At 60.8% G+C, this 26,620-nt stretch carries 23 protein-coding genes and 1 riboswitch; of the genes, 10 read left to right on the forward strand and 13 right to left on the reverse strand.

Translation table 11 applies throughout. From position 1 onward, the window contains the following. Window positions 1–3 precede the first annotated feature (3 nt). From JNB88_RS11600 to JNB88_RS11615, 4 genes are all read left to right on the forward strand, one after another. Entirely contained in the window at window positions 4–912 is a 909-nt protein-coding gene (locus JNB88_RS11600; RefSeq protein ID WP_220355591.1) for an amino acid--[acyl-carrier-protein] ligase, read from the forward strand. Next, on the forward strand, window positions 876–1,883 hold the full coding sequence (locus JNB88_RS11605) for a DUF1839 family protein (RefSeq protein ID WP_220355592.1): 1,008 nt from the start codon (window positions 876–878) through the stop codon (window positions 1,881–1,883). The genes JNB88_RS11600 and JNB88_RS11605 overlap by 37 nt, the downstream gene beginning before the upstream one ends. 16 nt (window positions 1,884–1,899) lie before the next feature. Then, window positions 1,900–4,374, forward strand: coding sequence for a glycosyl hydrolase 2 galactose-binding domain-containing protein (locus JNB88_RS11610; protein WP_220355593.1), 2,475 nt, complete (start codon window positions 1,900–1,902; stop codon window positions 4,372–4,374). A gap of 237 nt (window positions 4,375–4,611) precedes the next feature. Further along, window positions 4,612–6,462 (forward strand): alpha/beta hydrolase, encoded by a 1,851-nt coding sequence (locus JNB88_RS11615; RefSeq protein WP_420832185.1) that lies wholly within the window; start codon window positions 4,612–4,614, stop codon window positions 6,460–6,462. Window positions 6,463–6,464: 2 nt separating this feature from the next. On the opposite strand, the gene JNB88_RS11620 is transcribed toward JNB88_RS11615, so the two are convergent. Continuing rightward, on the reverse strand, window positions 6,465–6,701 hold the full coding sequence (locus JNB88_RS11620; protein ID WP_016556708.1) for an Lrp/AsnC ligand binding domain-containing protein: 237 nt from the start codon (window positions 6,699–6,701) through the stop codon (window positions 6,465–6,467). A gap of 73 nt (window positions 6,702–6,774) precedes the next feature. Next, on the reverse strand, window positions 6,775–7,665 hold the full coding sequence (locus tag JNB88_RS11625; protein ID WP_220355595.1) for a LysR family transcriptional regulator: 891 nt from the start codon (window positions 7,663–7,665) through the stop codon (window positions 6,775–6,777). Between the two features lie 222 nt (window positions 7,666–7,887). Here JNB88_RS11625 and JNB88_RS11630 point away from each other — a divergent pair, with 222 nt between their 5' ends. The 6 genes from JNB88_RS11630 (at window position 7,888) to JNB88_RS11655 (ending at window position 15,720) form a co-directional block, all read left to right on the forward strand. Next, window positions 7,888–9,171 (forward strand): NAD(P)/FAD-dependent oxidoreductase, encoded by a 1,284-nt coding sequence (locus JNB88_RS11630; RefSeq protein WP_220355596.1) that lies wholly within the window; start codon window positions 7,888–7,890, stop codon window positions 9,169–9,171. Window positions 9,172–9,188: 17 nt separating this feature from the next. Then, the gene (amaB, locus tag JNB88_RS11635; RefSeq protein ID WP_220355597.1) at window positions 9,189–10,727 is read left to right on the forward strand and encodes an L-piperidine-6-carboxylate dehydrogenase; all 1,539 of its coding nucleotides are present in this window, start codon (window positions 9,189–9,191) and stop codon (window positions 10,725–10,727) included. Between the two features lie 70 nt (window positions 10,728–10,797). Then, on the forward strand, window positions 10,798–11,787 hold the full coding sequence (locus tag JNB88_RS11640) for an Ldh family oxidoreductase (protein ID WP_220355598.1): 990 nt from the start codon (window positions 10,798–10,800) through the stop codon (window positions 11,785–11,787). Window positions 11,788–11,922: 135 nt separating this feature from the next. Beyond that, a complete protein-coding gene (locus tag JNB88_RS11645; protein ID WP_220355599.1) occupies window positions 11,923–12,951 on the forward strand; it encodes an iron ABC transporter substrate-binding protein in 1,029 nt (342 codons plus the stop codon). Window positions 12,952–13,081: 130 nt separating this feature from the next. Beyond that, complete coding sequence (locus JNB88_RS11650; RefSeq protein WP_222857995.1) at window positions 13,082–14,683, forward strand: ABC transporter permease; 1,602 nt, start codon at window positions 13,082–13,084, stop codon at window positions 14,681–14,683. Beyond that, window positions 14,680–15,720 carry an ABC transporter ATP-binding protein gene (locus JNB88_RS11655; RefSeq protein ID WP_220355600.1) on the forward strand — a complete coding sequence of 347 codons (1,041 nt, stop codon included), beginning with the start codon at window positions 14,680–14,682 and terminating at the stop codon, window positions 15,718–15,720. The genes JNB88_RS11650 and JNB88_RS11655 overlap by 4 nt, the downstream gene beginning before the upstream one ends. Here the strand turns inward: JNB88_RS11655 and JNB88_RS11660 are convergent, their stop codons facing one another. From JNB88_RS11660 to JNB88_RS11710, 11 genes are all read right to left on the reverse strand, one after another. Further along, entirely contained in the window at window positions 15,721–17,046 is a 1,326-nt protein-coding gene (locus tag JNB88_RS11660; protein ID WP_220355601.1) for a glucoamylase family protein, read from the reverse strand. Window positions 17,047–17,168: 122 nt separating this feature from the next. Beyond that, complete coding sequence (locus tag JNB88_RS11665) at window positions 17,169–17,795, reverse strand: thiamine phosphate synthase (RefSeq protein ID WP_220355602.1); 627 nt, start codon at window positions 17,793–17,795, stop codon at window positions 17,169–17,171. Then, window positions 17,792–18,565 carry a thiazole synthase gene (locus JNB88_RS11670; protein WP_220355603.1) on the reverse strand — a complete coding sequence of 258 codons (774 nt, stop codon included), beginning with the start codon at window positions 18,563–18,565 and terminating at the stop codon, window positions 17,792–17,794. The genes JNB88_RS11665 and JNB88_RS11670 overlap by 4 nt, the downstream gene beginning before the upstream one ends. Window positions 18,566–18,567: 2 nt before the next feature. Then, complete coding sequence (thiS, locus tag JNB88_RS11675) at window positions 18,568–18,765, reverse strand: sulfur carrier protein ThiS (protein ID WP_037131900.1); 198 nt, start codon at window positions 18,763–18,765, stop codon at window positions 18,568–18,570. Continuing rightward, complete coding sequence (gene thiO / locus JNB88_RS11680; protein WP_220355790.1) at window positions 18,762–19,730, reverse strand: glycine oxidase ThiO; 969 nt, start codon at window positions 19,728–19,730, stop codon at window positions 18,762–18,764. Before thiO ends, thiS begins: the two co-directional genes overlap by 4 nt. Window position 19,731: 1 nt before the next feature. Next, window positions 19,732–21,558, reverse strand: a complete 1,827-nt coding sequence (thiC, locus tag JNB88_RS11685) for a phosphomethylpyrimidine synthase ThiC (RefSeq protein WP_220355604.1) — start codon at window positions 21,556–21,558, stop codon at window positions 19,732–19,734. 93 nt (window positions 21,559–21,651) lie between these two features. Next, window positions 21,652–21,764: riboswitch (TPP riboswitch) on the reverse strand. A gap of 47 nt (window positions 21,765–21,811) precedes the next feature. Then, window positions 21,812–22,582, reverse strand: a complete 771-nt coding sequence (locus JNB88_RS11690) for a FadR/GntR family transcriptional regulator (protein WP_220355605.1) — start codon at window positions 22,580–22,582, stop codon at window positions 21,812–21,814. 18 nt (window positions 22,583–22,600) lie between these two features. After that, a complete protein-coding gene (locus JNB88_RS11695; RefSeq protein ID WP_220355606.1) occupies window positions 22,601–23,662 on the reverse strand; it encodes a four-carbon acid sugar kinase family protein in 1,062 nt (353 codons plus the stop codon). Further along, window positions 23,659–24,651, reverse strand: coding sequence for an ABC transporter ATP-binding protein (locus tag JNB88_RS11700; protein ID WP_220355607.1), 993 nt, complete (start codon window positions 24,649–24,651; stop codon window positions 23,659–23,661). The genes JNB88_RS11695 and JNB88_RS11700 overlap by 4 nt, the downstream gene beginning before the upstream one ends. After that, window positions 24,651–25,658 (reverse strand): ABC transporter ATP-binding protein, encoded by a 1,008-nt coding sequence (locus tag JNB88_RS11705; RefSeq protein ID WP_220355608.1) that lies wholly within the window; start codon window positions 25,656–25,658, stop codon window positions 24,651–24,653. Before JNB88_RS11705 ends, JNB88_RS11700 begins: the two co-directional genes overlap by 1 nt. Then, the gene (locus JNB88_RS11710; RefSeq protein WP_220355609.1) at window positions 25,658–26,620 is read right to left on the reverse strand and encodes an ABC transporter permease; all 963 of its coding nucleotides are present in this window, start codon (window positions 26,618–26,620) and stop codon (window positions 25,658–25,660) included. The genes JNB88_RS11705 and JNB88_RS11710 overlap by 1 nt, the downstream gene beginning before the upstream one ends.

A 26,620-nucleotide genomic window follows, 5' to 3' on the forward strand; every position in this document is an offset into this window, starting at 1 on the left:
GACATGGACGTACAGACAACGTTTCTGGACCGGCTTTTTGAATCTGGCCTCCTGATCGATACCGGCGTTGATGGTCTTTATGGACGCAGCGGACAATTCGAAGATGTGATTGCTGCGTTCGAACGCCTCATCGACAAGTTCGGCGGCGCCGACGGCGCTGAAGCGATGCGCTTTCCGCCGGGAATGAACCGCGCCTTCTTCGAGAAGAGCGGTTACATGAAGAGCTTCCCGCAGCTCGCCGGCACCGTTCACAGCTTTTGCGGCAATGAACTCGACCACATCAGCCTTCTCCAGTGCATGGAAGTGGGCGACGACTGGACGAAGGACCAGCAGGCAACCGACATCGTGCTGACGCCGGCGGCATGCTATCCACTTTATCCGACTATTGCCCGCCGCGGCAGATTGCCGGCGAGCGGCGGCCTTTTCGACCTGCAGTCCTATTGCTTCCGGCATGAGCCCTCGCAGAATCCCGCACGCCAGCAGCTTTTCCGCATGCGCGAGTATATTTGCATGGGGACCGAGCAGCACGTGACGGATTTCCGGCAGCGCTGGATGGACCGCGGCGTCGAAATGATGAAGGCGGTCGGTCTCGATGTGACGATCGATGTCGCGAACGATCCGTTCTTCGGCCGCGCCGGTAAGATGTTGGCCAACAATCAACGCGATCAGAATCTGAAGTTCGAGCTGCTCATTCCGATTACTTCGGTTGCCAAGCCGACGGCTTGCATGAGCTTCAACTATCACCAGGACGCGTTCGGCACGAAGTGGGGCCTCTATCTCGAGGATGGAAGCGTCGCGCATACCGCTTGCGTAGGGTTCGGACTTGAGCGGATTGCGCTTGCCTTGTTCCATCATCACGGCCTCGATGTGAAGCAATGGCCCGCCAAGATACGTCAAGCGCTGTGGGCCTGAACGATTTCACAACAGCCGTCTTTCCGCGGCTGCGCCCCGATGGCTATCGACCGCATTTGCTGCATTCCGGCGAACGAATGTGGCCGGAAACCAATTGCTACGTCGATCTCTGGATCGAGGTGCTCAATGCCTGTGGTGTTGCGCCGGAGGCGATGCTTGGTTTTACGCTGACGCAGGACTTCGAGGGCGATCAGTTCACCTTCTTCAAGGTGCCTCTCGAGGATCTTGAGTCGCTCTATGGCATCCGCGTCACTGAACTCGCCATTTTCGATCGGGTCGAAACACACGTCGAAACGCAGATTGCGCGCGGGCGTCTCTGCCTAGTCGAGATGGATTCGTTCTATATGCCCGATACGCAAGGTACAGCCTACCGTACCGAGCACGGCAAAACCACGGTGGCCATCAACAGGCTCGATTTCGCCGGCAAGCGTATCGAATACTTCCACAACGGCGGTTATTTTCAGTTGCAGGGGGAGGACTTCGACGGGCTTTTCCAGCTTCACCTTGCGGATGAAGCCCCACCATTTCTTCCCTACACGGAATTTGCGAAGTTTCCGGCTCGCATGCCGGACGAAGAGCGCGTCAGGGCTGCGGCACGCACGCTGCTTGGATTTCACTTCGGTCGCAGGCCCGTCGAGAACCCCATCCGCGCCTTCGCAGAGGTGTTCCCGCAGCAGGTGGAAGCCGTGGCAGAGCGGCCCTTCGGTTTCTTTCACAAGTATGCTTTCAACACATTGAGACAGTTCGGGGCCAATTTCGAGCTCGCCGCGGAGCATCTGGCCTGGCTCTCCGCGAGCGAATTCGTTGCGGCCGTCGACGATGCGCGTCGAATTTCTGAAGTCGCAAAGTCGGTGCAGTTCCAGCTCGCTCGGGCCGTCACCCGGAAGAAATACGATCCGCTGCGCGCGGCGCTTGATCCTGCGGCCGATGCATGGGATTCCATGATGGCTTCGCTCAAGGAGCGCTTGTGAAGCCGGGAGTCTGAGCATGCGGGGACGGTTGGCAAGTGTCGGCGCAGAGGAAACTCTGCTTGCCGAGGGATGGAATCTGGTTCTGACAGAACCAGGAGCCTGTGCAACTCCGCACGACATTCCGATGTCAGCCTCGTTCATCGCTGCCGACGTTCCCGGAACCGTGGCGTCGGCGTTGGAAAGAGCCGGCCAATTCGACCGGGAAAACCCGGAGCCGCTCGATAACCGCGATGCGTGGTATCTCTGCCGGCTTTTCGATGCGCAGCCCGGTGACGCTATCCTGCGTTTCGAGGGGCTGGCGACGCTGTGCCATGTCTTTCTCAACGGCCAGGAAATCTTGGCGTCGGAAAGCATGTTCACCATGCATGAGATCCCCGTGACGCTCTCCGGTGGCGATGAGTTGGCACTTTGTTTCCGCGCGCTTGCGCCACGATTGGCTGAGCCTGGGCCGCGGGCTCGCTGGCGCCCGCAAATGATCACCCCGCAAGGTTTGAAAAATGTCCGAACGACGCTGCTAGGGCGCATGCCAGGCTGGTGCCCGGAAATTCACGCCGTCGGCCCGTGGCGTCCGATCATGCTGGTTCGCCCTGATGTTGTTTCGATCGACAACGTATCTGTCCGCGCTGTACTGGAGGCGGACGGTACCGGTCGGCTCAGCGTTTCGCTCCACACTGACGTCGACAATCCGGATCTGTCGCTTCGTTGCGGAGACATCCAGCAGGCCTTCGAGAAAGTTGGTGAGAATCACTACTCGGCGATCCTGAGGCTTCGTAACGTGGACGTCTGGTGGCCGCATACTCACGGTTCGCCTCGCCTTTACGATTTCGCCATCGTCATTGACGGCGTCGAATATCATGTCGGGCGAACAGGGTTCCGACAGATCGAGGTCGATCGCGGGGTGAGCGGAGACGATTTTGCGCTATTGATCAACGGCGAGCGCGTCTTTTGCCGCGGCGCCGTCTGGACGACGGCCGATATCGTTCGATTGCCCGGTGGGAAAGCAGACTACGAACCATTTCTACGTCTTGCCGCTGAAGCAGGTATGAACATGATCCGCGTTGGCGGCACGATGGCTTACGAGACGCCGGATTTCTTTCGGCTCTGCGACGAGCTCGGTCTGCTCGTCTGGCAGGATTTCATGTTTGCCAATTTCGACTACCCGAAGAACGACAAGGCCCTTACGGCACACGTCCATGCGGAAGTTGAAGAGTTCATGCACGCTGTCCAAGGATGTCCGTCGCTTGCGGTGCTCTGCGGTGGCAGCGAGATCTATCAGCAGGCGGCGATGCTTGGGCTGCCGAGAGAATACTGGTCGGGTCCGATCACGGAAGAGATCATTCCTGCGATTGCCGGCCGTTTGCGGCACGATGTGCCCTATGTCCCGAACTCGCCTTCGGGCGGCGCGATGCCGTTTTCTCCGAATGCGGGTGTCACGCACTACTATGGGGTGGGCGCCTACATGCGGCCGCTTGAGGATGCCCGCCGCGCAAACGTGCGCTTCGCAGCAGAGAGCCTGGCTTTCGCCAACGTACCTCAACAGAGGACGCTGCAGCGCCACCTGGATGTTCCACCGGTCCACAGTCCGTTGTGGAAATCGCGCGTGCCACGCGATCGCGGTGCGTCATGGGATTTCGAGGACGTTCGGGATTTCTATCTTGCGGAACTCTACGGTGAAGATCCGGCGCGACTTCGGCGTGAAGATCGCGAGCGGTATCTCGATCTTTCCCGCGTCGTCACCGGCGAAGTCGCGGAAGCGACCTTCGCAGAATGGCGCCGCAAGGGATCGACCTGCAATGGTGCACTGGTCTGGACCCTGCAGGATCTGATGCCTGGGCCGGGTTGGGGCGTAATCGATTCGACCGGTGAGCCGAAGCCGGTGTGGTACGGTCTGCGCCGCGCCTTCCGCTCGGTCCAGGTCATCACAACGGATGAAGGCACGAACGGCCTCGATGTCCATGTGCTCAATGAGACCGAACATACTCTGCAGCTTGATTTGGAATTGGTTTGTCTGCGGCACGGCAAGCAGCATGCCGCTAGTGGCGGCCGGATTCTCACCTTGGCCCCTCGGAGCCGAGAGAGCTTTGCCGCCACCGATCTCTTTGGCGCGTTTTTCGATACGACCTATGCGTTCCGCTTTGGTCCGCCTTCCCATGACGTCGCGGTGGCTCGGCTACGTCTGCCGGATGGCGGGGCGGTGGTCGCAGATGCCTTCTACTTTCCCTTGGGTCGCTCCAAGGCGCTCCACGATGCTGAAATGCAGCTATCAGTGATACGACAAGACGAGGGGTGGGTCCTTGACCTTTCGGCTGACAGGTTTGCTCAATCCGTCCATCTCAACGTCGATGGTTATCGGCCGGATGACGATTGGTTTCATCTTGCTCCTGGCAGCGCTCGGCGCGTTCGGCTGCATCCGCTGGTGGGGCGGACCGACAGCGAAGTTCCGACCGGCGAAGTAACCAGCCTGGGCAGCTCGCGATCCTTCGCATTCTGACTGTATTCGAAGCTTTTGACGCAACGACTCCTCGGAAAACCGTTTTGTGGAGCGGTCTTCCACGTTGACCATTTCCTTGGCGTAAGTCTTTCGAAGGCGATGACTATGGCGGTCTTTTGCGCTTGTATTGTCCGGGGAAGCCTGTCGTTCCAAGCTGCTTGTGGCGATTGCTGGACGAACCTTGAGGCTGAACAACGCTGTCTTGCAAAATGACGCCGGGGTGACGCTGTGTCGATAGTGGAAAGAATGCCCGAAGCGCATGCCGTCAAGGCAGGTGCCAGGCTTGCAGCAGCGCCGGACGCGTCCGCTACCATTGCTCGACCGTCGACGGAACCGGTGGAGGGCGCGGGTCGCTCCGCCGCTCTGCCTTTTGCCTTCAACGGTACGATCGGACTGTTCCAGCCGGAGCGTGCGGGTGTCGCGAAGCGGCAGGCGGCCGTGCTCTTTCTCAATCCCTGGGGATTGGAGGAGATGTGCAGCCGCAAGTTCTTTCGCATTACGGCCGAGCGTTTTGCTGATATCGGTGTGCCAAGCCTGCGGTTCGACTATCCCTCGACCGGGGACGCGCTCGACGTCGATCACGCATCTGATGGTATCGCTTCCTGGGAGCGCTCAGTCCTCGAGGCAGCGGAGCGGCTGAAAAGCCTCAGCGGATGCGACCGCATCATACTCGTTGCTCAAGGACTCGGTGCGATGCTCGCGCAACGGGTCGGAAGCCGGATCGAGGGTGTCGACGCCATCGTCATGCTTGGCCCGGTTCTCAATGGTCGCGCGTACCTGCGTGAACTCAGCGTCTGGTCCCAGTTCATCAATCATCACCTTGGCGTAAGTGACGATCACGCGCCGCAAGGCAAGGCGACGATCGCAGGTCTTGTGATGCCGGCGGAAATCGCAGTGGAACTCGCCAAACTCAAAATCGCCACACCGGAAGCCACAGCCGCAGCGCGCTACCTTATCCTGGAGCGACCTGCTCGTTCCGATGACACGACCTTTGCCGATAGTCTGCGGGCTCTCGGAGCCTTCGTGGAGCAACAAGCGTTCGAGGGATATGACGCGCTCGTCACCGATCCCCTGTTTTCGACGATGCCGATGGAGACCGTGAGTTTCCTCGCCGAGTGGATGGACGCCAACACATCCGCGGCTCCTATCTCTGTTCGTCCTGCGAGCCGAGTGACGTCCGAGCCGCTCACCGGGGACGGATTCGAGGAACTGCCGGTCCGTTTCGGAGACTATAACCATCTGGTTGGTGTCGTCTGCCGACCGCTCGGTGAGCCTACCGGAAACTCAGTCCTCTTTCTGGCGACGGCCTATGACCGTCATTGCGGGTGGGGGCGAGCGATCGTCGAGATGGCACGCAATCTCGCGCGAGAGGGTATCGCCTCGCTGCGCTTTGACTCGGCAAATGCCGGAGACAGTCCACCGCGCCCTGGTGCGCCTGAGCAGATACTGTATTCCCCGGTGCAGTACGAGGACGCGCGGTGCGCGATCGATCTCCTCGAGCGCTTTGCACGCCGCCCGATCATGGTGGCAGGGCGCTGCAGCGGCGGCTATCTTGCCTTTCGTGCCGTCGTCGCTGACGAGCGTTTGCGCGCCGCCGTGTCGATCAATCCCTTCGTTTACTACTGGGACCCCAAGCAGGCTGTCGAGAAAAAGCACATTGTGTCGGTGCCTCGCAGCATCGAGGATTATGGGCAGCGCCTTGCGAAGGTTGACACTTTCAAGCGGCTTTTGCGGGGCGACGTCGACGTGAAGGCGGCGGCAAGAAACGTCGTTATTGCTGTTAGCAGGCGCATATCGGTCAGGATCGCTCCGCTGCTGGACCATCTGACAGGCCGACGACACACCACGGCGGAGGTGAAGAGGTCTTTCGCTGCCCTCGAAAAGCGCAAGGTGCCGCTAACGCTCATCTATAGTGAAGGCGATGTCGGTCTCGAACACATGTATTTTCAGTTCGGTCCCGGCGGGCGCAGACTCGCGCGCTATCCGAACGTACGGCTGGTGATGTTGGGGGACGCAGATCACAACCTGACGCCGCCTGGATCGCGCAAGACGGTTTTCGATGAGATTGTGCGTCTCGCCAGATCGTAAGCTCAAAAAGCCTTGAAGGTCAGCGTCGTCAGCGAGCGCACGATGCCGGGAATGTTGGCGATGTTGTCGTTGATGAACTTGCCGATGTCCTGCCCCTCTTCGATGTAGACCTTGAGCAGGAGATCGTAGTCGCCGCTGGTCGAATAGAGTTCCGAGACGCGCTCCGTCTGGTAGATAGCGTCGGCGACCTCATAGGTCTTGCCGGGCGCGCATTGGAGCTGAACGAAAATTGGCTTCATCGGGAATTTCCTGCATTGAATTCTGGTTGGCGACATAATGGTCGAAAGCGCCATGTCGGCGCAAGCTCTTCCGTTACACCGCCGCCTCCTCGACAATCCAGCTGCGGAATGCTTCGAGGGGCGCGTAATCGGCTCGCTCCGTCGGATAGGCTAGATAGTAACGCTCGGTACTCTCCATCTCGCGGTCGACGGCTGCAGTCAGGTCGCCTCGCTTCAGTTCGTCCTGGATGAGAAAAGTCGGCAGCAATGCAACGCCTAGGCCCGCCATTGCCGCCTGAGCGGCCGTCGCGAACTGGTCAAAGAGCATGCCGTGCACAGTCCGGAAATTCACACCGTTGCCTGCAAACCACTGTTCCCAGGCGTCCGGGCGCGTCGTGAGATGTAGCAGCGGTACCTCCAGCAGGTCTTCCGCTGCGCTGATCGCGTGGCGACGGCGGAACTCCGGGCTGCAGGCCGGTACGGTCTTCTCCGACATCAGAAATGTCAGCTCCGCGCCGGGCCAATGCGCGTGACCGAAGTGAATTGCCGCGTCTATGGAATCGAGCCGGAAGTCAAAGGGAGAGAGTCGGGTGACAAGATTGATCGTCACCCCCGGATTGGCAGCAAGGAATCGTCCAAGCCGCGGTGCGAGCCATCGTGTTCCGAATGTCGGGAGAATAGCCAGATTGAGCGTGCCGCCGTGCGGATTGGCGCGGAGATTAAGCGACGCGCTTGAAATGCGTCGCAGTGCCTCTCGGATCTCGCGCGCATAGGCGTCGCCGGCGAGGGTCAAGCGTACAGTCTGGCGCTCGCGCACGAACAGCTCGACGCCGAGCTGTTCCTCCAGTGCCTTGATCTGACGGCTGACAGCACTCTGCGTGAGGTCGAGTTCTCGCGCGGCGGCGGTCACGCTGCCGGTGCGGGAAACGGACTCGAACGCGAGCAGCAGGGAGGTTGACGGCAGAAAACGTCGCGATGGCAGCATCTGTCATTCCGTTTCAGAATAAGCTATTTCCTAAATGTCGATATTTAGGGCTTCAAGCGCTTTGTAAAGTAATTCATCTGACGGAATCGGAATGAACTTGGACTGCGATCAGGCTTGCCGAATTTGCCCACGGGAAGCTGCGATCGAGAGCCTGATCAACGATTTAACACGCAATCGCGCGGCGCTAGAATGTCGCCTGCTCAATGGATGGATTTTGATCGAATGCTGAACGATCCCCGTTCCCACGGCCTTTGGGAGAAAACGGCTCCTCAGCCGCCCGTGACCTCCCCGCTGGCGGGCGCTGTAAGCGCGGACGTCGTCGTCGTAGGCGGCGGCTATACCGGCTTGTCCTCGAGCCTCCATCTGGCTGAAGCGGGCTCAAGGGTCGTGTTGCTGGAAGCCAAGGAAATCGGATTCGGCGGTGCAGGCCGTAACGTTGGCCTTATCAATGCCGGCATGTGGGTCATGCCGGATGACCTTCCGGGCGTTCTCGGCCCCGTTTACGGCGAGCGGTTGCTCAACCTGCTGGGCAATGCACCAAGGCTGGTAATGGAGTTGATCGACAAGCATGGCATTGCCTGCGAACTCGAGCGGAACGGCACGCTTCACGTTGCCGTTGGTGAGAGCGGCCTGAAGGAGATCGAGGATCGCGCGCGCCAATGGGCAGCACGCGGTGCGCCGGTGGCACTGCTTGACGCTGGCGAGACGGCCAATCGTGTCGGCAGTAGCGCCTATACGGGATCGTTGCTCGACATGCGCGCCGGTACGCTGCAGCCGCTCGCCTATGCTCGCGGCCTTGCCCATGCGGCAGTGAAGGCGGGCGTGTCACTCCATACATCGAGCCCCGTAATAGCGACGGAGAGAAAGGGTAGCCGCTGGACCGTCAGGACCGCAAAAGGCGAGGTGACGGCCGATTGGATCATCGTGGCGACAGATGCCTACAGCACCGGTCCGTGGGAAGCGGTGCGCAAGGAGCAGGTGCATCTGCCCTATTTCAACCTCGCCACCAGGCCGCTCAGCGACAACCTGCGCCGTTCGATCCTGGCCGGACGAGAAGGGGTCTGGGACACAAAGGAAATCTTGTCGTCCTATCGCATGGATCAGGCCGGACGACTGGTTTTCGGTAGTGTCGGTGCGCTGCGCAATACCGGCCTCGGGATCCACACGGCCTGGGCCAAGCGGTCCTTGAAGAAGCTGTTTCCGCAGCTTGGCGATGTCGAGTTCGAATGCGAGTGGTACGGCAAGATCGGGATGACCGACAATGCCCTGCCGCGCTTCCACAAGTTCGCACCCAATGTTGTGGGCTTCTCCGGCTATAATGGTCGCGGCATTGCACCTGGCACGGTCTTTGGTCGCACGCTTGCTCAGCTCATCCTAGGGCACACGACGGAAGCCGATCTGCCATTACCGCTTACCGCACCGTCCGAGCCGAGCTTCCGCGCGGTGAAGGAAATGTGGTACGAAGCCGGCGCCCAAGTGGCGCATTTCGCCGACGCCCGCTTCTGAGAACCGAGGTTGAACCGATGACCATCTCTGCACTTGATCTCGCTACCGAGACGAAGAAACTGCTCACCGAGGTGGGCGTTGGTGCCGACCGTTACACCGGTGGCACGCTGCGGGTTACCTCGCCGGTTACCGGCAAGGAAATAGGCGCGCTGAGGGAGCATTCGGCAGCCGAGGCAAAGGCCGCGATCGAGGCTGCCCATACTGCCTTCCTCGAATGGCGGGCAGTTCCGGCTCCGAAGCGCGGGGAACTCGTGCGCCTTCTCGGTGAAGAACTCCGTGCTGAGAAAACGGCTCTTGGTCGACTCGTCTCGATCGAGGTTGGCAAGATCACCTCCGAGGGGCTTGGTGAAGTCCAGGAAATGATCGACATCTGTGACTTTGCCGTCGGTCTGTCCCGCCAGCTCTACGGTTTGACCATTGCCACCGAGCGCTCCGAACACCGGATGATGGAAAGCTGGCATCCGTTGGGTGTTGTCGGCATCATCTCGGCCTTTAATTTCCCGGTCGCCGTGTGGTCGTGGAATGCCGCCCTGGCGCTTGTGTGCGGCAACTCGACGGTTTGGAAGCCGTCAGAGAAGACGCCGCTGACGGCGCTTGCCGTTCAGGCACTCTTTGAACGGGCGCTGAAGCGGTTTATTGCCGAAGGCGGGGCCGCACCTGCCAACCTGTCGACGCTGCTCATCGGCGGCCGCGATGTCGGGGAAGTCCTTGTAGACCACCCCAAGGTGCCGCTCGTCTCGGCAACCGGCTCGACGGCCATGGGTCGCGCTGTTGGCCCTCGCCTGTCGCAGCGTTTCGCGCGATCGATCCTCGAACTCGGCGGCAACAATGCCGCGATCATCTGCCCGACGGCCGATCTTGATCTGACGCTGCGAGGCGTTGCTTTCTCGGCCATGGGTACGGCCGGTCAGCGCTGCACGACATTGCGTCGTTTGTTCGTGCATGAGAGCGTCTACGATAAGCTCGTTCCCCGTTTGCAGAAGGCTTACGGCTCAGTGTCAATCGGCAACCCGCTGGAAACGGGGACGCTCGTCGGACCGCTAATCGACAAGCAGGCCTTCAGCAACATGCAGTCCGCGCTGGAGCAGGCGAAGACTGCCGGCGGTAAGGTCACCGGCGGTGAGCGTGTCGAGAACGGTGCGGGGGACGCCTTCTACGTCCGTCCGGCGCTTGTAGAAATGCCCTCGCAGACTGGCCCCGTCGAGCATGAGACGTTTGCGCCTATCCTCTACGTGATGAAGTACACGGACTTCGATCAGGTCCTGGAGCTTCACAATGCCGTGCCGCAGGGACTCTCCTCTTCGATCTTCACGAACGACATGCGCGAGGCCGAAACCTTCGTTTCGGCTCGCGGTTCCGATTGTGGGATCGCGAATGTCAACCTTGGTCCGTCCGGGGCCGAAATCGGTGGTGCGTTCGGCGGCGAGAAGGAAACAGGCGGCGGCCGCGAGTCCGGCTCGGATGCATGGAAAGCCTATATGCGCAGGGCCACGAATACCGTCAACTACGGCAAGACCCTGCCGCTCGCACAGGGCGTAAAGTTCGACGTCGAATGATCGTTGCCGCATTGCGGCGACAGGGGTGATGACATAACACGTCATCACCCTTTTCTTTTTGCAGGTCGCCATGCATCTCACCCTACCTGCGGCGGAAACGCTGATTATCGAAGCCTTGACGCGCAATGATGTGGACGAGGCGAATGCGCGCTCTGTTGCCAGGGCACTTGTTGCTGCCGAAGCGGCAGGACAAGGTGGCCACGGCCTGCGCCGGGTTGAGGCCTACGCAAAGCAGGCGAAGGCAGGCAAGGTCGATGGGTTCGCTAAGCCGCAGCTGGAACGGCTGTTTCCCGCAGTCATTCGGATCGACGCCTGCCACGGCTACGCCTATCCCGCTTTCGATCTCGCGGCCTCGGTTCTTCCTGACATTGTCAGGGAGCAGGGAATCGCCTTGGCGGCAGTTCACCGTTCGCACCACGCCGGCGTGCTTGCCCTGACTGTCGAACGGTTTGCGGATATGGGGCTCGTCGCTCTGATGGTTGCCAACGCCACGGCGTCGATGGCCGCCTGGGGTGGGCGCAAGCCCGTCTTTGGAACGAATCCCATCGCCTTTGCCGCGCCGATCCCGGAAGCCGACCCCCTCGTCATTGATCTTGCGCTCTCTCGAGTCGCCCGCGGCAAGGTGATGGCCGCGCGTCAAAAGGGTGTGGATATTCCAGCGGATTGGGCTTTTGACCGGAACGGTCAGCCGACGACGGATGCGGTTGCGGCACTCGAGGGGACGATGGCTCCGTCCGGAGAAGCCAAGGGCGCAGCGCTGGCGATGATGGTCGAATTTCTCGCGGGTGCGCTGACGGGGGCCAATTTCTCCTTCGAGTCCTCCTCGCTTTTCGACGACAAGGGGTCGGCGCCCGGTCTTGGGCAGATGCTTGTTGTCATCAATCCGATCGCTAGCGGTGGGCGCGGCGTGGCCGAGCGATTGGCCATGCTGGCGGACGAGATCTCGTCCGACCCCGGTGTTCGACTGCCGGGACGCCGCGGCCAGACGGCGCGAAGACAGGCGCTGGAGACGGGTATCGATGTCGAGGACGAAGTCATCGCCACGATCCGTCAGCTCTAGAATAATTCTAAAGTTGATGAATGTTTTCAAGCATTTGTGATGCACGGGACGTCACTGAAACTTGAAATGCCAAATCAACAAAAATATACGAGCTCATCATCCTTGGATCTCGGGTGAAACACCATGGAGGCCTTCATGAAAACTTCCCTCAATCACCTTTCAGGCACGTTCGCGCTCGTTGCATCGCTCGTTGCCGCAACTTCGCTCACCACCGGCAGTGCCGTGGCGCAGGAATCCGATGGCATTGTCGTCTACAATGCACAGCACGAGAGCCTCGGACGCGAGTGGATCGATGCATTCACCAAGGCGACAGGCATCAAGGTAACCATGCGCCAGGGCAGCGATATGCAGCTGGCCAACCAGATTGTTCAGGAAGGCGACGCGTCGCCGGCTGATGTTTTCCTGACCGAGAACTCTCCGGCCATGACGCTGGTCGATGCTGCTGGCCTCTTTGCGCCGGTTGACAAGGCGACCCTGGACCAGGTTCCCGAGCAATATCGTCCGTCCGATGGCATGTGGACCGGCATTGCCGCCCGTTCGACGGTCTTTGCTTATGACAAGACGAAGCTGACTGAAGACAAGCTGCCGAAGTCGCTGCTTGACCTCGCGGATCCGGCTTGGAAGGGTCGCTGGGGTGCTTCGCCTGCCGGCGCTGACTTCCAGGCAATCGTCAGCGCGCTTCTTGAGCTCAAGGGCGAGGAAGCAACCGCCGCATGGCTGAAGGCGCTCAAGGAAAACTCTACGCCATACAAGGGCAACAGCGTCGCGATGAAGGCTGTCAATGCCGGCGAAGTCGAGGGTGCGGTGATCTACCACTACTACTGGTTCGGCGATCAGGCGAAGACCGGTGAAAACAGCAAGAACGTTGCGCTACACTACTTCAAGAACCAGGATCCAGGTGCATTCGTCAGCATCTCCGGTGGCGGTATCTTGAAGTCGAGCCAGCATACCAAGGAAGCTCAGGAGTTCTTGAAGTTTGTCACCGGCAAGCCCGGTCAGGATATCCTCAAGAACGGAACGTCCTATGAGTATGCCATTGGCAAGGACGCAGCGTCGAACGACAAGCTCGTTCCGCTGACCGATCTCGACGCGCCAAAGGTCGATGCGGCCAAATTGAACAGCAAGAAGGTGACCGAACTGATGACTGCGGCTGGCATCATCTAACCTCTCTGTTACAGGCCTTTGCGGGCCAAAACTGTTGCTTTTGGCTCAAGAAAAACGTAGGGCATGACGAAATCGGCAATCGCCTCCGTGGGCGGTTGCCTTCCTTTTTCAGCGTATAAAGGCGGCGGCCTTGCTGCAGGACAACAGATTGCTTGTTCCCGGCCATGACAGGCCGATCGTGCGGCCGGTGGCGGGAATAGATCGGCTGCGGGCGCGTCTACCTCACGCTTCCGTCATCCTCTTTGCTTCCGTCGTTGCGCTGTTCAGTCTGGTTCCCCTTGGTTTTATCGGCTGGATTACCTTTGATGTTGGGTGGGCGACTGTAAGGGAACTCGTATTCCGAGCGCGCGTCGGTGAGCTGCTCGTCAATACGGTGCTGCTGGAAGCCTTTACCATTCCGCTGTCGATCGCCCTTGCTGTCACGCTTGCTTGGCTCGTCGAGCGGACTGACATCCCCTTCGCGCGGCTCTGGTCATGGTTGGCGGTTGCGCCGCTCGCAGTGCCTGCCTTCGTTCATAGCTACGCGTGGATCAGCCTCGTTCCCGGCATGCGTGGACTGCAGAGCGGTGTCTTCGTATCCGTATTGGCGTACTTCCCGTTTCTCTATCTGCCTGTTGCCGCTGCCTTGCGCCGGCTCGATCCAGCTATTGAGGACGCGGCCTCCTCCCTCGGCCTCGGCCCTTGGCGTCTGTTTTTCCGTACGATCCTGCCGCAATTGCGCTTCGCGATCTGCGGTGGCTCGCTGCTGATCGCGTTGCACCTGCTGTCGGAATACGGTCTCTACGTGATGATCCGGTTTGACACGTTTGCGACCGCGATCGTCGACCAGTTTCAATCCGCCTACAACAGCCCTGCTGCAAACATGCTGGGCGGTGTTCTTGTGTGCTGCTGCCTGTTTCTGCTCGGCCTCGAAATCCTGCTGCGTGGCAACGAACGATATGCCCGTGTCGGATCCGGGTCTGCGCGGCCAGCGGACCGCCGCCGGCTTGGCTGGTTCGTGTTGCCGGCAATCCTGCTTCAGGTGGGATTGGCAGCTTTGACGCTCGGCGTCCCCTTGGTCACGCTGTTGCGGTGGCTCTATCTCGGTGGGCTTGCGGTCTGGCGCGTCGACACGGTGGGCAATGCGTTTGTGCAAACCATCATTCTTGCGATCGCCGGGGGCGTACTTGCGACGATCGCCGCCGCCCCGATGGCCTGGCTTTCTGTGCGGGCGCCGGGACGTCTGCAGCGTCTGCTCGAGGCTTGCCACTACTATGTTGGCTCCCTGCCGGGTGTGGTCGTGGCGCTTGCTCTGGTGACGATCACCGTCCGTCTGGTGCTGCCGCTCTATCAGACCTTTGCCACGCTCATCGCCGCCTACATCCTCTTGTTCCTTCCGCGTGCAATGGTCGGCCTGCGGGCCAGCATCGCGCAGGCGCCCGTGGAGCTCGAGCGTGCCGCAATGGGTCTTGGCCGAACACCTGCTCAGGCCGTGAGGCAGATCACCATGCGGCTGGCCGCGCCCGGTGCGGCTGCCAGTGTTGCGCTTGTCGGTCTCGGGATTACCAACGAACTGACGGCGACATTGATGCTGGCACCCAATGGGGTGGAAACTCTCGCGACGAGATTCTGGTCGCTGACGAGCGAGATCGACTACGTGGCAGCCGCGCCTTACGCATTCATGATGGTCGTGCTATCGCTGCCGCTCACCCTCCTTCTCTATGCCCAATCGAAACGGACTGCCGGACAATGACGCTGCTTACGATTGATCGCATCAGCAAGCGCTACGGGCATGTCCAGGCTTTGCAGGATATTTCACTCGCTGTCGCAGCCGGAAGCCGCACGGCCGTCGTCGGGCCTTCAGGGTCAGGCAAGACAACGCTTTTGCGCATCATCGCCGGCTTCGAGCAGCCTGACGACGGCCTTGTGACGCTTGACGGCGAGATTCTGGCGGACGGTCCGGCGGCCGTACCCGCGCACAAGCGAGGCATCGGGATCGTGTCGCAGGACGGCGCGCTGTTCCCGCATCTGAGTGTTGCCGACAATATCGGTTTTGGTTTCGAGCGCGGTGCTCCTGATCGCGAACGACGCATTATCGACCTGCTGGATATGGTCGAGCTCGATCGCAACATGCTTGCGCGTCGGCCACACCAGCTTTCCGGCGGCCAACAGCAACGTGTGGCGCTTGCCAGGGCGCTTGGGCGCAAGCCGCGTCTGATGCTGCTCGATGAACCGTTCTCTGCACTGGATACCGGTCTGCGCGAAAATATGCGCAAGGCGGTCGCGCGCGTTCTACAGTCTGCAGGCATCACGACGATCCTGGTCACGCATGATCAGGCCGAAGCGCTCTCGTTCGCCGATCAGGTTGCCGTCCTGCGGGAAGGCAGGTTGATGCAGGCCGGATCACCGCAAACGGTCTATCTGCAGCCGCTCGACCGGGAGACTGCCCTTTTTCTGGGAGACGCGGTCATGCTTCCGGCGGTCGTTCGAAACGGCTTTGCCGATTGCGCGCTTGGCCGCGTTGCGGTCGATGGCAATCATCAGGGCAAGGTCGAGATCATGCTGCGCCCTGAGCAGATCAGGGTCGTTCCTGATGAAAGCGCGCAGACCTATCGCGGACGCGTCGTTGAAGTGGAGTTCGGCGGGGCAATCTGCACTGTCGCTGTGTCGCTTGAGGGTGTGGCGCTGCCGCCGATCATGATCAAGACGTCGAGCGTTGCGCTACCGGAGCGAGGCGATCATGTTCGCCTCGAGATCGCCGGCAAGGCGCATGTTTTCGGAAGGCGCTGATCAGGCGGTTTTCAGTTCGGGACGTTCTTCTTCAGACAGCCAGCCACCGGTAAAACCTGCGCGCTCGAGACCGCGCCGGATCACCGTTGACCGCCGCATCAGGCCCCAGATGAAGTCTGACCGATCGTTTTCGATCGTCATCACAAGAAGTCCCTGATCGATGCCGACACAGCGATCGTCAACCCAGCCTTCAGGTCGCTTGGTTTTGACCGTCGGATTGAAACCGCCAGGGAATCGATCCTCGTAAAGCAGGTTAGGGTAGGTTGATATCAAGGCGTGAAGGCCGTCGAGCGAGGCCTGTCGGTCGTAGGGGAGCGATGCAAGCGCTGCCCAGGGTGCGATCGTGCCGTCATCTGGTCCAAGCGGTGCACCGCGGGCGGCATAGCCGAGCACGCGCGGGTGCCGACCGCCACGCATATTGCGGGTCGGGGGAGGGCCGTCGGAGGCAGAGAGACCCCAGATGTCCTTGTTGTAGCCGACAAAGTGACCGGGATTGCGCTCAGCGTAGTCCCGCTGCACGGCGATCGATAACTGCGTGTTGCGGAAATAGTCCCAGTTGCGATCGGCCATCGGTTTGTCCTGGATTCCGCGGAAATCGATCCAGGCATGCGAGAAGAAATGAATGAAGAGCGGACCGGCATAGAGATAGGGCTGGTCACCAAACAGCATCCACGAATAGCTCGCGGTAAAGGCCTCATAGCTTGACGCCGGGATCGGATGCGTCGGGGAGGCAAGAGCCAGCGTATAAAGCAGAACTGCTTCATCATAGCCCTGCCAGCGCCAACGCAGGAAACCACTACCTGGCTTCCAGCCCATGCAAACGGTCTGGCCTTTGTTCAGCGCCCAGTGCCAGTCGATTCTCTCATAGACCACGTTCGCGAGCCTGCGGATCTCCGACTCGGCTTCGGTGTTACGGTCAAAATAGGCGGCAGCGGTCAGCATGCCCGCAACAAGAAGCGTGGTGTCGATCGTCGACAGTTCGCTGTTCCAGGCACGGTGGCCGGTATCCATATGCAGGAAGTGATAGAAGAAACCGCAATAGCCGATAGCGTGTCGCTCGCGGCCTTGGTGGCCGTTGGCAAAGAAACAAAGGGTCTTCAGCGTGTAGTCGATGGCATCGGAGCGCTGCATCCAGCCACGTTCGACGGCGACGGGGTAGGAAGACAAGGAAAAGCCGACCGCCGCGATGCTACACGGGACGCCAGCGATGGAGGTGTCCGCAACGAGCCCGTTTTCAGCGTTGTAGTGCTTCGGGAAATAATTGAATGCGCCTTGCTGAAGCCTATCGATCAGCGCAGCGTCCGATTCCTCGGTCCGTTTTAACATACGTGCCAAGCCCAACGTGTTGTCCAAGCCCAGGTTGAACATGCGGAAGCATGGTCCGCAAATCAATCATTTTTGACGGCGTTGCGACTACACGCCGCCCCATCGAGTGTGCCATTTGCCGGTTACGCTATGGTTTCGTCCACCGTTCGCCACGCTGCTGTGGCAGCAAGCCATTGCAGTGTTCGCGCTTCGGGGTCCGGGTTCAAGGTGATGTCGGTCACGACCGCAGCACTGTCAGCCCCCTGTGACAGGACGCCTTCTACGCGATCAACGTTCAAGCCGCCAATGGCGACAAGCGGCAGTTCGCCGACGCGCGCCTTCCAGATGCGCAGGCGTTCCGGGCCCTGCGGCGCCCACTTCATCTGTTTGAGGATGGTCGGGTAGATCGGACCAAGCGCGATGTAGTCCGGCTTCGCCGCCAATGCTGTGTCGAGCTCGGCATTGTCGTGGGTGGACAGTCCGAGCTTCAGGCCGGCGCCACGGATGGCGCCGAGATCGGCTGCTTCCAGATCCTCCTGGCCGAGGTGGACGAAATCGCATCCTTCGTCGATGGCGAGTTGCCAGTAATCGTTGACGATCAGCTGACAGCCATGCGCTGAGCAGATTGCCTTTGCCGCTCGGATTTCCTGGCACAACTGCGTTGGCGCTTTGTCCTTGATCCTGAGTTGCACAAGCTTGACGCCAAGCGGCACCAGCCGCGCGATCCACTCGGCACTATCGACGATGAGATAAAAGGGATCCAGTTTCATGCGAACGCGGCCTTTCCGATGATAGGTGTCGAGGGAACCGCGACATCGCGCGGCTCCAGCATGCCGGCGCCGAAGGCTTCGTGGCCCGACTCGATTGCCTTGGCGAATGCACTTGCCATGGCAACCGGGTCGCCGGCGCCGGCGACAGCAGTGTTCAGCAAAACGGCATCAAAGCCGAGCTCCATGACAGACGTCGCGTGTGAAGGCCGACCGACACCGGCGTCAACGATGAGGGGAATGTCCGGGAAATGTGCGCGCATGGAACGGAGTGCCGTTGGGTTCAGCGGTCCTGCGGCACTTCCGATCGGGGCACACCAGGGCATCAACACCCCGCAACCCGCCTCAAGTAGCTTCTCGGCCACCACGAGGTCGTCGGTCGTGTAGGGAAAGACCTCGAAACCTTCGGCTGACAGGATACGTGCGGCCTCGACCAGGCCGAAGACATCGGGCTGAAGCGTATCGTGATTGCCGATCACCTCCAGCTTGATCCAATTGGTGCCGAACAACTCGCGCGCCATCTTGGCCGTCAGCACCGCCTCGGAGACTCCATGGCAGCCTGCTGTATTCGGTAGAACCCGAACGCCAAGCGCGCGGATCATTTCGAAGAAGGCACCGCCACTTCGTCCGCCGGCGGTCTCGCGGCGAAGCGAAACGGTGACGATCTCTGTTCCCGATCGTTTGACGGCCTCCGCAAGGATCGCGGGTGAGGGATATCGTGCGGTTCCCAGAAGCAGTCGGGAAGAGATTTCGGCGTCATAAAGCTTCAGCATCGTCAGCCTCCCTGCATTGGTGACAGGATTTCGATCCTGTCGTTGTCGCTGAGCGCATGGTCGGCGCGATCCTCGCGGTGGACGATTTCGCCGTTGACGGCGGTTGCCAGCCAGTCGCCTTCGTATTCCATCACCGTCAGCAGTTCGGACAGTGTTGGTGCTATGAGGTCGTGATGTTCGCCGTTGACGATCAGTTTCATTGGCTATGTCCTCCTGGTTCGGTTCTGGCGAAGACAAGATCCGCGGCTTCCTCCGCCATTGCAGGCGCTAGCAGGAAGCCGTGGCGGTAGAGGCCGTTCAGCACGACGGCATCGGCCTCGCGGCTCACGCGTGGAAAATTGTCGGCGAATGCCGGCCGGACGCCGGCACCGGTTTCGACGACTGCCGCATCCGCAAAGGCAGGATGTACGGCATAGGCGGCGTTCAGCAGTTCCATCAACGAACGCGCCGAGACTGGACCATCAAACTCCGTCTCGATCATGGTGGCACCCACCATGAAGAGGCCATCGCCGCGCGGTACGATGTAAATGGCGAAGCGGGGATGCAGTAGGCGAACCGGTCTGGAGAGGACGACCTCGCGGGTTTCCAGATAAAGCATTTCGCCGCGGATGCCGCGAAGTCCGTTCGTCTGTCCGATCCGTGCTGCACCGGTACAGTCGACGACGTCGTCGTAGTCAGTGGTTTCGGTCACCTGGTCGACGAACGCGACACGCCGGGAGGCGAGCTTTTCCTGTAGCAAACCCAACACCCGACGTGGGTTGAGATGTCCTTCCAATGAGAAGAAAAGGGCGCGCCTGAAGCGCCCCGCCAGAGATGGCTCCAATGCGGCGACCTGCTCTTCGTCCAGCCATTCATAGCCGCTTGTGCGACCGGCAAAGCGGTCGAGTTCGCCCTGGTCGCGCGCAGGGGCAACGACCAGCGTTCCGTTTCTGCTGACCTCGCCCGGCAGCATCATGTTCCACTGGTCGATGGCATCGCGGCCGCGCAGCAATACGGCCTCGTCAGCGCTTTCGCGTTCGCACCAGGGTGCCAGCATGCCGCCGGCGAGCAAGGAGGCTGCTTGCCGATCGCCCGTATCCAGGACGGTGACGTCGGCACCGCGAAGGCTGAGTTCGTGCGCGACCGTGAGGCCGGCAACGCCGGCCCCTTTGACGAGAACGTGCATCTCAGTCACGCGACCCGTGGGCAGCGTCGATCGGCATGTAGAGATCGCCGCCCTCGCGGTATTTCGCCGCCATGGCATCGAGCCCTTCCTTCTGTGCCTCGGCACGGATGTCGTGGGAGATCCGCATGGAGCAGAATTTCGGTCCACACATGGAGCAGAAGTGCGCGACCTTGTGGGCTTCCTTCGGCAGTGTCTCGTCGTGGAAGCTGCGGGCCGTCTCCGGATCGAGCGACAGGTTGAACTGGTCCTCCCATCGGAATTCGAAGCGGGCGCGCGACAGTGCGTCATCGCGCAATTGAGCGGCCGGGTGTCCCTTGGCGAGATCGGCGGCGTGCGCGGCAATCTTATAGGTGATGACACCAGTCTTCACGTCATTGCGGTCGGGCAGGCCAAGATGCTCCTTCGGGGTGACGTAGCAGAGCATTGCCGTGCCGAACCAGCCGATCATCGCGGCACCGATGCCCGAGGTGATGTGGTCGTAGCCCGGCGCGATGTCCGTCGTCAGCGGTCCCAGTGTATAGAACGGCGCTTCGCCGCAGACGGCGAGCTGCTTGTCCATGTTTTCCTTGATCTTGTGCATTGGCACGTGGCCGGGCCCTTCAATCATGACCTGGCAGTCCTTGGCCCAGGCGATCTTTGTCAGTTCGCCAAGGGTCTCCAGCTCGGCGAACTGCGCGGCGTCGTTAGCATCGGCAATCGAGCCCGGGCGCAAGCCGTCGCCGAGCGAGAAGGAAACGTCATAGGCGCGGCAGATGTCGCAGATCTCCTCGAAGTGCTCGTAGAGGAAGCTCTCGCGGTGGTGATGAAGACACCACTTGGCCATGATCGAGCCGCCGCGCGAGACGATGCCGGTAACGCGGTTGACGGTGAGCGGGATGTAGTGGAGCCGCACGCCGGCGTGGATGGTGAAATAGTCGACGCCTTGCTCGGCCTGCTCGATCAGAGTGTCGCGATAGACCTCCCAGGTCAGGTTCTCGGCAATGCCCTCGACCTTCTCCAGCGCCTGATAGAGCGGAACGGTGCCGATCGGTAGCGGCGAATTGCGGATGATCCATTCGCGGATGTTGTGGATGTTGCGGCCGGTGGAGAGATCCATGACGGTATCGGCGCCCCAACGCGCGGCCCAGACCATCTTCTCTACCTCTTCTGCCATGGAAGAGGTGACTGCGGAGTTGCCGATATTCGCGTTGATCTTCACCAGGAAGTTCCGGCCGATGATCATCGGCTCGGATTCGGGGTGGTTGATGTTGGCGGGGATGATCGCGCGGCCGGCAGCCACCTCCTGGCGGACGAATTCCGGCGTGACGTGATCGGGAATATGGGCGCCGAAGCTCTCGCCGTCGCGCACCATTGCCTCTGCCTTCGCCTTGCGTCCGAGATTTTCGCGGATGGCGATGAACTCCATCTCCGGCGTGATGATGCCGGCGCGCGCATAGGCGAGCTGGGTCACGGCTTTGCCGTCCTTGGCGCGGAGCGGCTGGCGTTTGGCGGAAAATTCCGGTGTCAGCCGTTCGCCGCTGGCAAAGCCGTTATCCTCCGGGCGCACCTGGCGACCCTGATAGGCTTCAACGTCGCCGCGAGCGACGACCCAGTTGCGGCGCAGTTCTGGAAGGCCTTGCTCGATGCGGATGTCGGCACCCTCGACCGTATAAATCCCCGAGGAATCATAGACTGTGACCGCTGGTTCTCCTGATGTCGGATGAACGCTGATTTCGCGCATTGGCACGCGGATGTCCGTGTGGATCTCGCCCGGGATGTAGATCTTGCGGGAGGCGGGCAGGGGGCCCGTGGTGACTGTGGGGGTGATGGTCTTTGCGGCAATATTCATGGTTTGAGGCTCCAAGTTTTAGGTTTGGAGACCCAGTCATCAGCCGGAATGATGAAAAGACGCCGGCACGGATTCCACGCGAAAATCCAATGCCTTCGAGCGCTTGCACCGTCCCTACGCCAGTATGAACTGGATCAGGTTCAACGGGTCACTGCGCGCGATAGCAGTATCTCAGCCCCTTGCCGGGGACCCCCCTGGTGAATGCGAAAAGGTTAGAGCCAGAGCAGCAAAGCTGTCAAGCCGACTGCCGCAACTACATGGAAAGGTCCAGAGCTCGGCCTTCGAAGAGGCGGCTCTGGGATCCCTCAAGATGCGCCTTCATAAGAGCCCGCGCGTCTTCTGCGCGTCCTTCGACGATGGCGAGGTAAATCTTGTTGTGCTCCTCGTAAACCTGCTCGAGGCCCTGACGCGGACCAAGGAGCGATAGGCCATGAAGATGCATGCCGACAGCGATGTGAGCCTTCAGGGCGTCGATCGAGGCCGTATAATAGTGGTTGTTGGCGGCTTCGGTGACGGCCCGATGGAAGGTGAAGTCGGCGTCGGTGCGATGAAGCTGATGGCTGGTCGCCTCGCGCAGATCGGCGAGTGCTGCCGCAATCTTCTGGATCGCCGCCTCGTCGCGGCGCTTCGCAGCGAAGTAGGCTGCAGCTGGCTCGATGGTCAGGCGAAACTCATAGCAGCGCTGGATGTCGGCGATCGTCTTGACGGGCGAATAGGAGAGTTGCGTCGTGGGTGAACCGTGGGCGCTGACGAAGGTGCCGGCTCCCTGGCGGGCATAGACGATCCCTTGATCCCGCAACCGTGCCAGCGCGTCACGCACGATCGGGCGCGAGACACCGAGCATCGACGCAAGTTCGTGCTCGCCGGGAAGCCGCGAATCCGGCGGATAGTTTCCGGAGCGAATACGCTCCTGCAACTGGTCGAAGACCCGATCGACCAGTTTCACAGCCTTGCCGCGCTCCGGCTTGGCTGTCGAGGCCGTCTGGGCTTTCGCCGATACACCGCTAGCTTCGTCCACCTTCATTCTCCCCGCCGGCATTGCCTATGCCGCCTGATTCTGTGCAATCAGTTTTAGCAAACTATCAGAATTACCGAAGCCCCCGGACTTCACCGCGCAACGGAAACGCAGGCCATTGGCCGTTGTGACCTCAAACCACGGAATGCCCGCTTCGATTTCGCCCTGTGGCCTGAGGATCCGAATTCCGAGCTCCCGAAAAACCGCCAGCGCCGTATCACCACCGCCCACGATCAGCATGTCGGGGCGTGTCATCTCAATCAGCGATTTTACGCCTTTTGCGAAGCGGTCGGCAACTGCCACGGCTTCGCCGGTGATTTCGCCGGTGCAGCGAACGAGTAACGGCAAGCCAACCTGTATATCGGGCGGCACGGCTCCCATGGATGCATCGATGGCAGCGGCGAGGGCGCCCGTACTCTCCAGCTTGGTCATCTGTGCCGACGTGATCGGGTCGCGGGAGCCGAACGCGAAGACGGTCCGGCTCGATGCGGCAAAGGCTTTGCTTGCCTTGCTCGGTTGGCCGATCCTGCGGGCAAATGCAGCTCCGACACCGCGGGCGCCGACGGCAAGGGTCGTCCTCCAGTCGTAAGCGCCAACCACTAGGTCGAGATCGCTGTCCGTTTCAGCATCACGGACCAGAACTTCGCATTTGCTTGCGCCGAAAAGCTCTGCAACCGGCAGCGGCGTATCGACGCCACGACCGACGACATGGCCGTTGCGGGTGAAGCGCTCCTGATCTGGAATGGCCGGTGCCGCCACGATTGCGTCGTGACCGAAGACAGCAGCCAAGGCTGCGCTTTCCGCTGCAACATTTCCCTTGAGCCGGGAGTCGATCTTTTTCAGTACGACCTGAGGCGAGGCGGCAAGAAGGGCCTTCGCCGCAGCGCTGACCGTTCTTGCCGCTTCCTCCTCCGGGAGAGCCCGTGAAGCCGTGTTGACCACGACGATTTCGCAATCGGTCGCGAGCGTTTCCGATATGGCTCCGGTGTCGATCGCGACAGCGACGGAGAGGCCGGCGTCGACAAAGGGGGTTCCCGTGTCGAGCGCGCCGGTCAGGTCGTCAGCGATGATCGCGACCTTCAGCGTCATGCAGTCTGCCCCGTGTTGACGGCATGGCAGGCCACGAGATGACCGGGTTTGGCTTCCTTCCATTCCGGCACGAGCTTGCTGCAAACGTCCATGGCGATCGGGCAGCGCGAATGGAAGCGGCAGCCGCTCGGCGGGTTGAGCGGGCTCGGCACATCGCCCTGCAGGATCTGACGTTTGCGTGTCCGCTCAAGTTCCGGATCGGTTTCCGGAACGGCTGACAGCAGCGCCCTGGTGTAGGGATGCAGAGGGTTTTCGAACAGCTCTTCGCGCGTGGCAAGTTCCGCCAAGCGGCCGAGATACATGACACCGACACGGGTGCTGATGTGGCGTACGACGGCCAGATCATGGGCGATGAACAGGTAAGTCAGGCCATACTTCTCCTGGAGGTCGAGCAGGAGATTGATGATCTGGGCCTGGATCGACACGTCGAGCGCCGAGATGGCTTCGTCGCAGACGATGAATTTCGGCTGGCAGGCGAGCGCGCGAGCGATGACAACACGCTGCCTTTGGCCGCCGGAGAGCTCGTGCGGATAGCGTTGGGCAAAGCGGGTCGGCAGGCCGACATCGGTCAGCAGTGTGGCGATCTTGTCCTTGAGTTCCGCCTTCGTGCAGAGTTTGTGGAAGAGGATCGGCTCGCCGATCGCCTCACCGATCGTCATGCGCGGGTTGAGCGTCGAATAGGGGTCCTGGAAGACGATCTGCAGGTCGCGGCGGAAAGGCCGCATTTGCTTTTCATCCAGCGTCGCCAGATCCTGCCCCTTGTAGACCACCTTGCCTGAGGTCGCCTTGTAGAGGTTGAGGATCGTAAATCCGGTGGTCGACTTGCCGCAGCCGGATTCGCCGACCAGGGAAAGCGTTTCGCCCTCCATGATGTCGAGATTGACGTTATCGAGCGCATAGACCGTCGCGGCGCGCTCACCGAAGGCGCCAAGCTTGACGTGGAAGTGCTTGACGAGGTTCTCGACCTTGAGCAGTGGTTGGGCACCCATCACGCGGCCTCCTGCATTTTATGGACGACGAAGCAAGCCGCGCGGTGGTTTCCTGCGCCCGCTATCGGTTCGAGTTTCGGCACCCGCTCGTGACAGACGGCTTCCGCCAAAGGACAGCGTGGCGCAAAAGGGCAGCCCTGGGGGCGACGGCCCGGCTCTGGCGGCGTGCCGCCGATGGAGCTCAATCGGCTTGCAGGCGCATCGGATAGCTTCGGTATCGAAGCCAAGAGACCACGTGTGTAGGGATGGCTGGGGCGAGCATAGAGTTCGTCCACCGGAGCGTCCTCGACGACGGTACCTGCATAGAGCACGGCGACGCGATCGACGAGACCGGCGATCAGCGCCAGGTCGTGGGTGATCCAGACGACCGACATGCCGAGCTTGGCGCGCAGATCCTTCACCAGATCGACGATCTGCGCCTGGATGGTGACGTCGAGCGCCGTTGTCGGTTCGTCTGCGATCAGGAGCTTCGGATTGCAGGCAAGGCCGATTGCGATCATCACGCGCTGCCGCATGCCGCCGGAGAGTTCGTGCGGATAGGCCTGCAGGCGCTCTTCCGGGCCGGGAATACCGACCAGGCGCAACAACTCAACGGCACGAGCGCGAGCCTCTGCCTTGCTCATCTTGCGATGATAGATCAGCGGCTCGCAGATCTGGTCGCCGATGCGCATGACCGGGTTCAGCGACGTCATCGGATCCTGAAATACGAAGCCGATATCGCCTCCGCGCACCTTGCGCAGCTCCTTGTTCGACATCTTCTGCAGGTCATTGCCGGCGAAGCTGGCGCTTCCCTTGGTGACCTTGATCTTGTTGGGCAGGAGCCGCATCAGGCTCAGCATCGTCAGGCTCTTGCCGCAGCCGGATTCTCCGACAACTCCCAGCGTTTCACCCTTGTTGACGTGGAGATCGATCCCGTCCACGACAACGGCAGGGCCATTGCGCCCGTCGATTTCAACGGTGAGACCACGGACATCGAGCAGTCGTTCAGTGGATTTTGTCGTGTTCATCACTTGCTGCCCCGCGGATTGAGTGCGTCGTTGAGGCCGTCGCCGAGGAAGCTGAAGGCAACTGAGGCAAGGCCGAGAACAGCTGCCGGAGCAGCCAGCAGATGTGGATAGTGCTGCCACACGCGCAGGCCGTCCGAGATCATATTGCCCCAGCTGGGGGTCGGAGGATTGACGCCGACGCCGAGGAAGCTGAAGGCACTTTCCAGAACCATGGCGGTGCCGAGGCCGGCGCTGACAGAAACAATCAGCGGTCCGAGTGCGTTCGGCACGACATAGCGCTTCATGATGATCCAGTTGGACAGGCCGAGCGCTTGCGCTGCGGTGATGTAGGGACGGCTGCGGATCGAGAGAACCTGAGCGCGCACCAGGCGCGCATAGGGCGGCCAGGAGATCAGCGCCATCGAGCCGAAGACGAGGAAGAAATCCACCCAGATCGTCTGCCGATAGAATGGATTGAGTGTCGCCATGTACTGGGCCTCCATCCATTTCGCGATCGGCGTTTTAAGCGACGCGTTGATAACAACGACGAGCAGGAGGTTCGGCACCGACATGGTTACGTCCGTCAGCCACATGATGGCGCTGTCGAACGGATTGCCGAAGAAGCCTGCGATCGCACCGAGCACGAGGCCGATCGTTACTGCAATCAAAGTGACGACGATCGCGACAAGGAAAGCAGTGCGCGTGCCGAAAACGACGCGGCTGAATACATCACGCCCGAGATCGTCCGTGCCGAACAGGTGCTGCAACGAAGGAGCGGCATTCCGCGCCTGCAGGTCCTGACTGAGGTAGTCGTATGGCGTTAGGTACGGGCCGAAGATTGCCGCGAAAGCCAGGATGAGCACGACGACAAGGCCGAAGAGAGCAAGTTTGTTGCGCTTCAGGCGGTGCCAGGCGTCACGCCAGAGGTTGACAGGAGGCTCTTCCTGCGTGGTTTCGACCGTGGAGAGAGGGATGGCGGACAT

Source organism: Rhizobium cauense (assembly GCF_019511525.1).
Taxonomy (GTDB): domain Bacteria; phylum Pseudomonadota; class Alphaproteobacteria; order Rhizobiales; family Rhizobiaceae; genus Rhizobium; species Rhizobium cauense.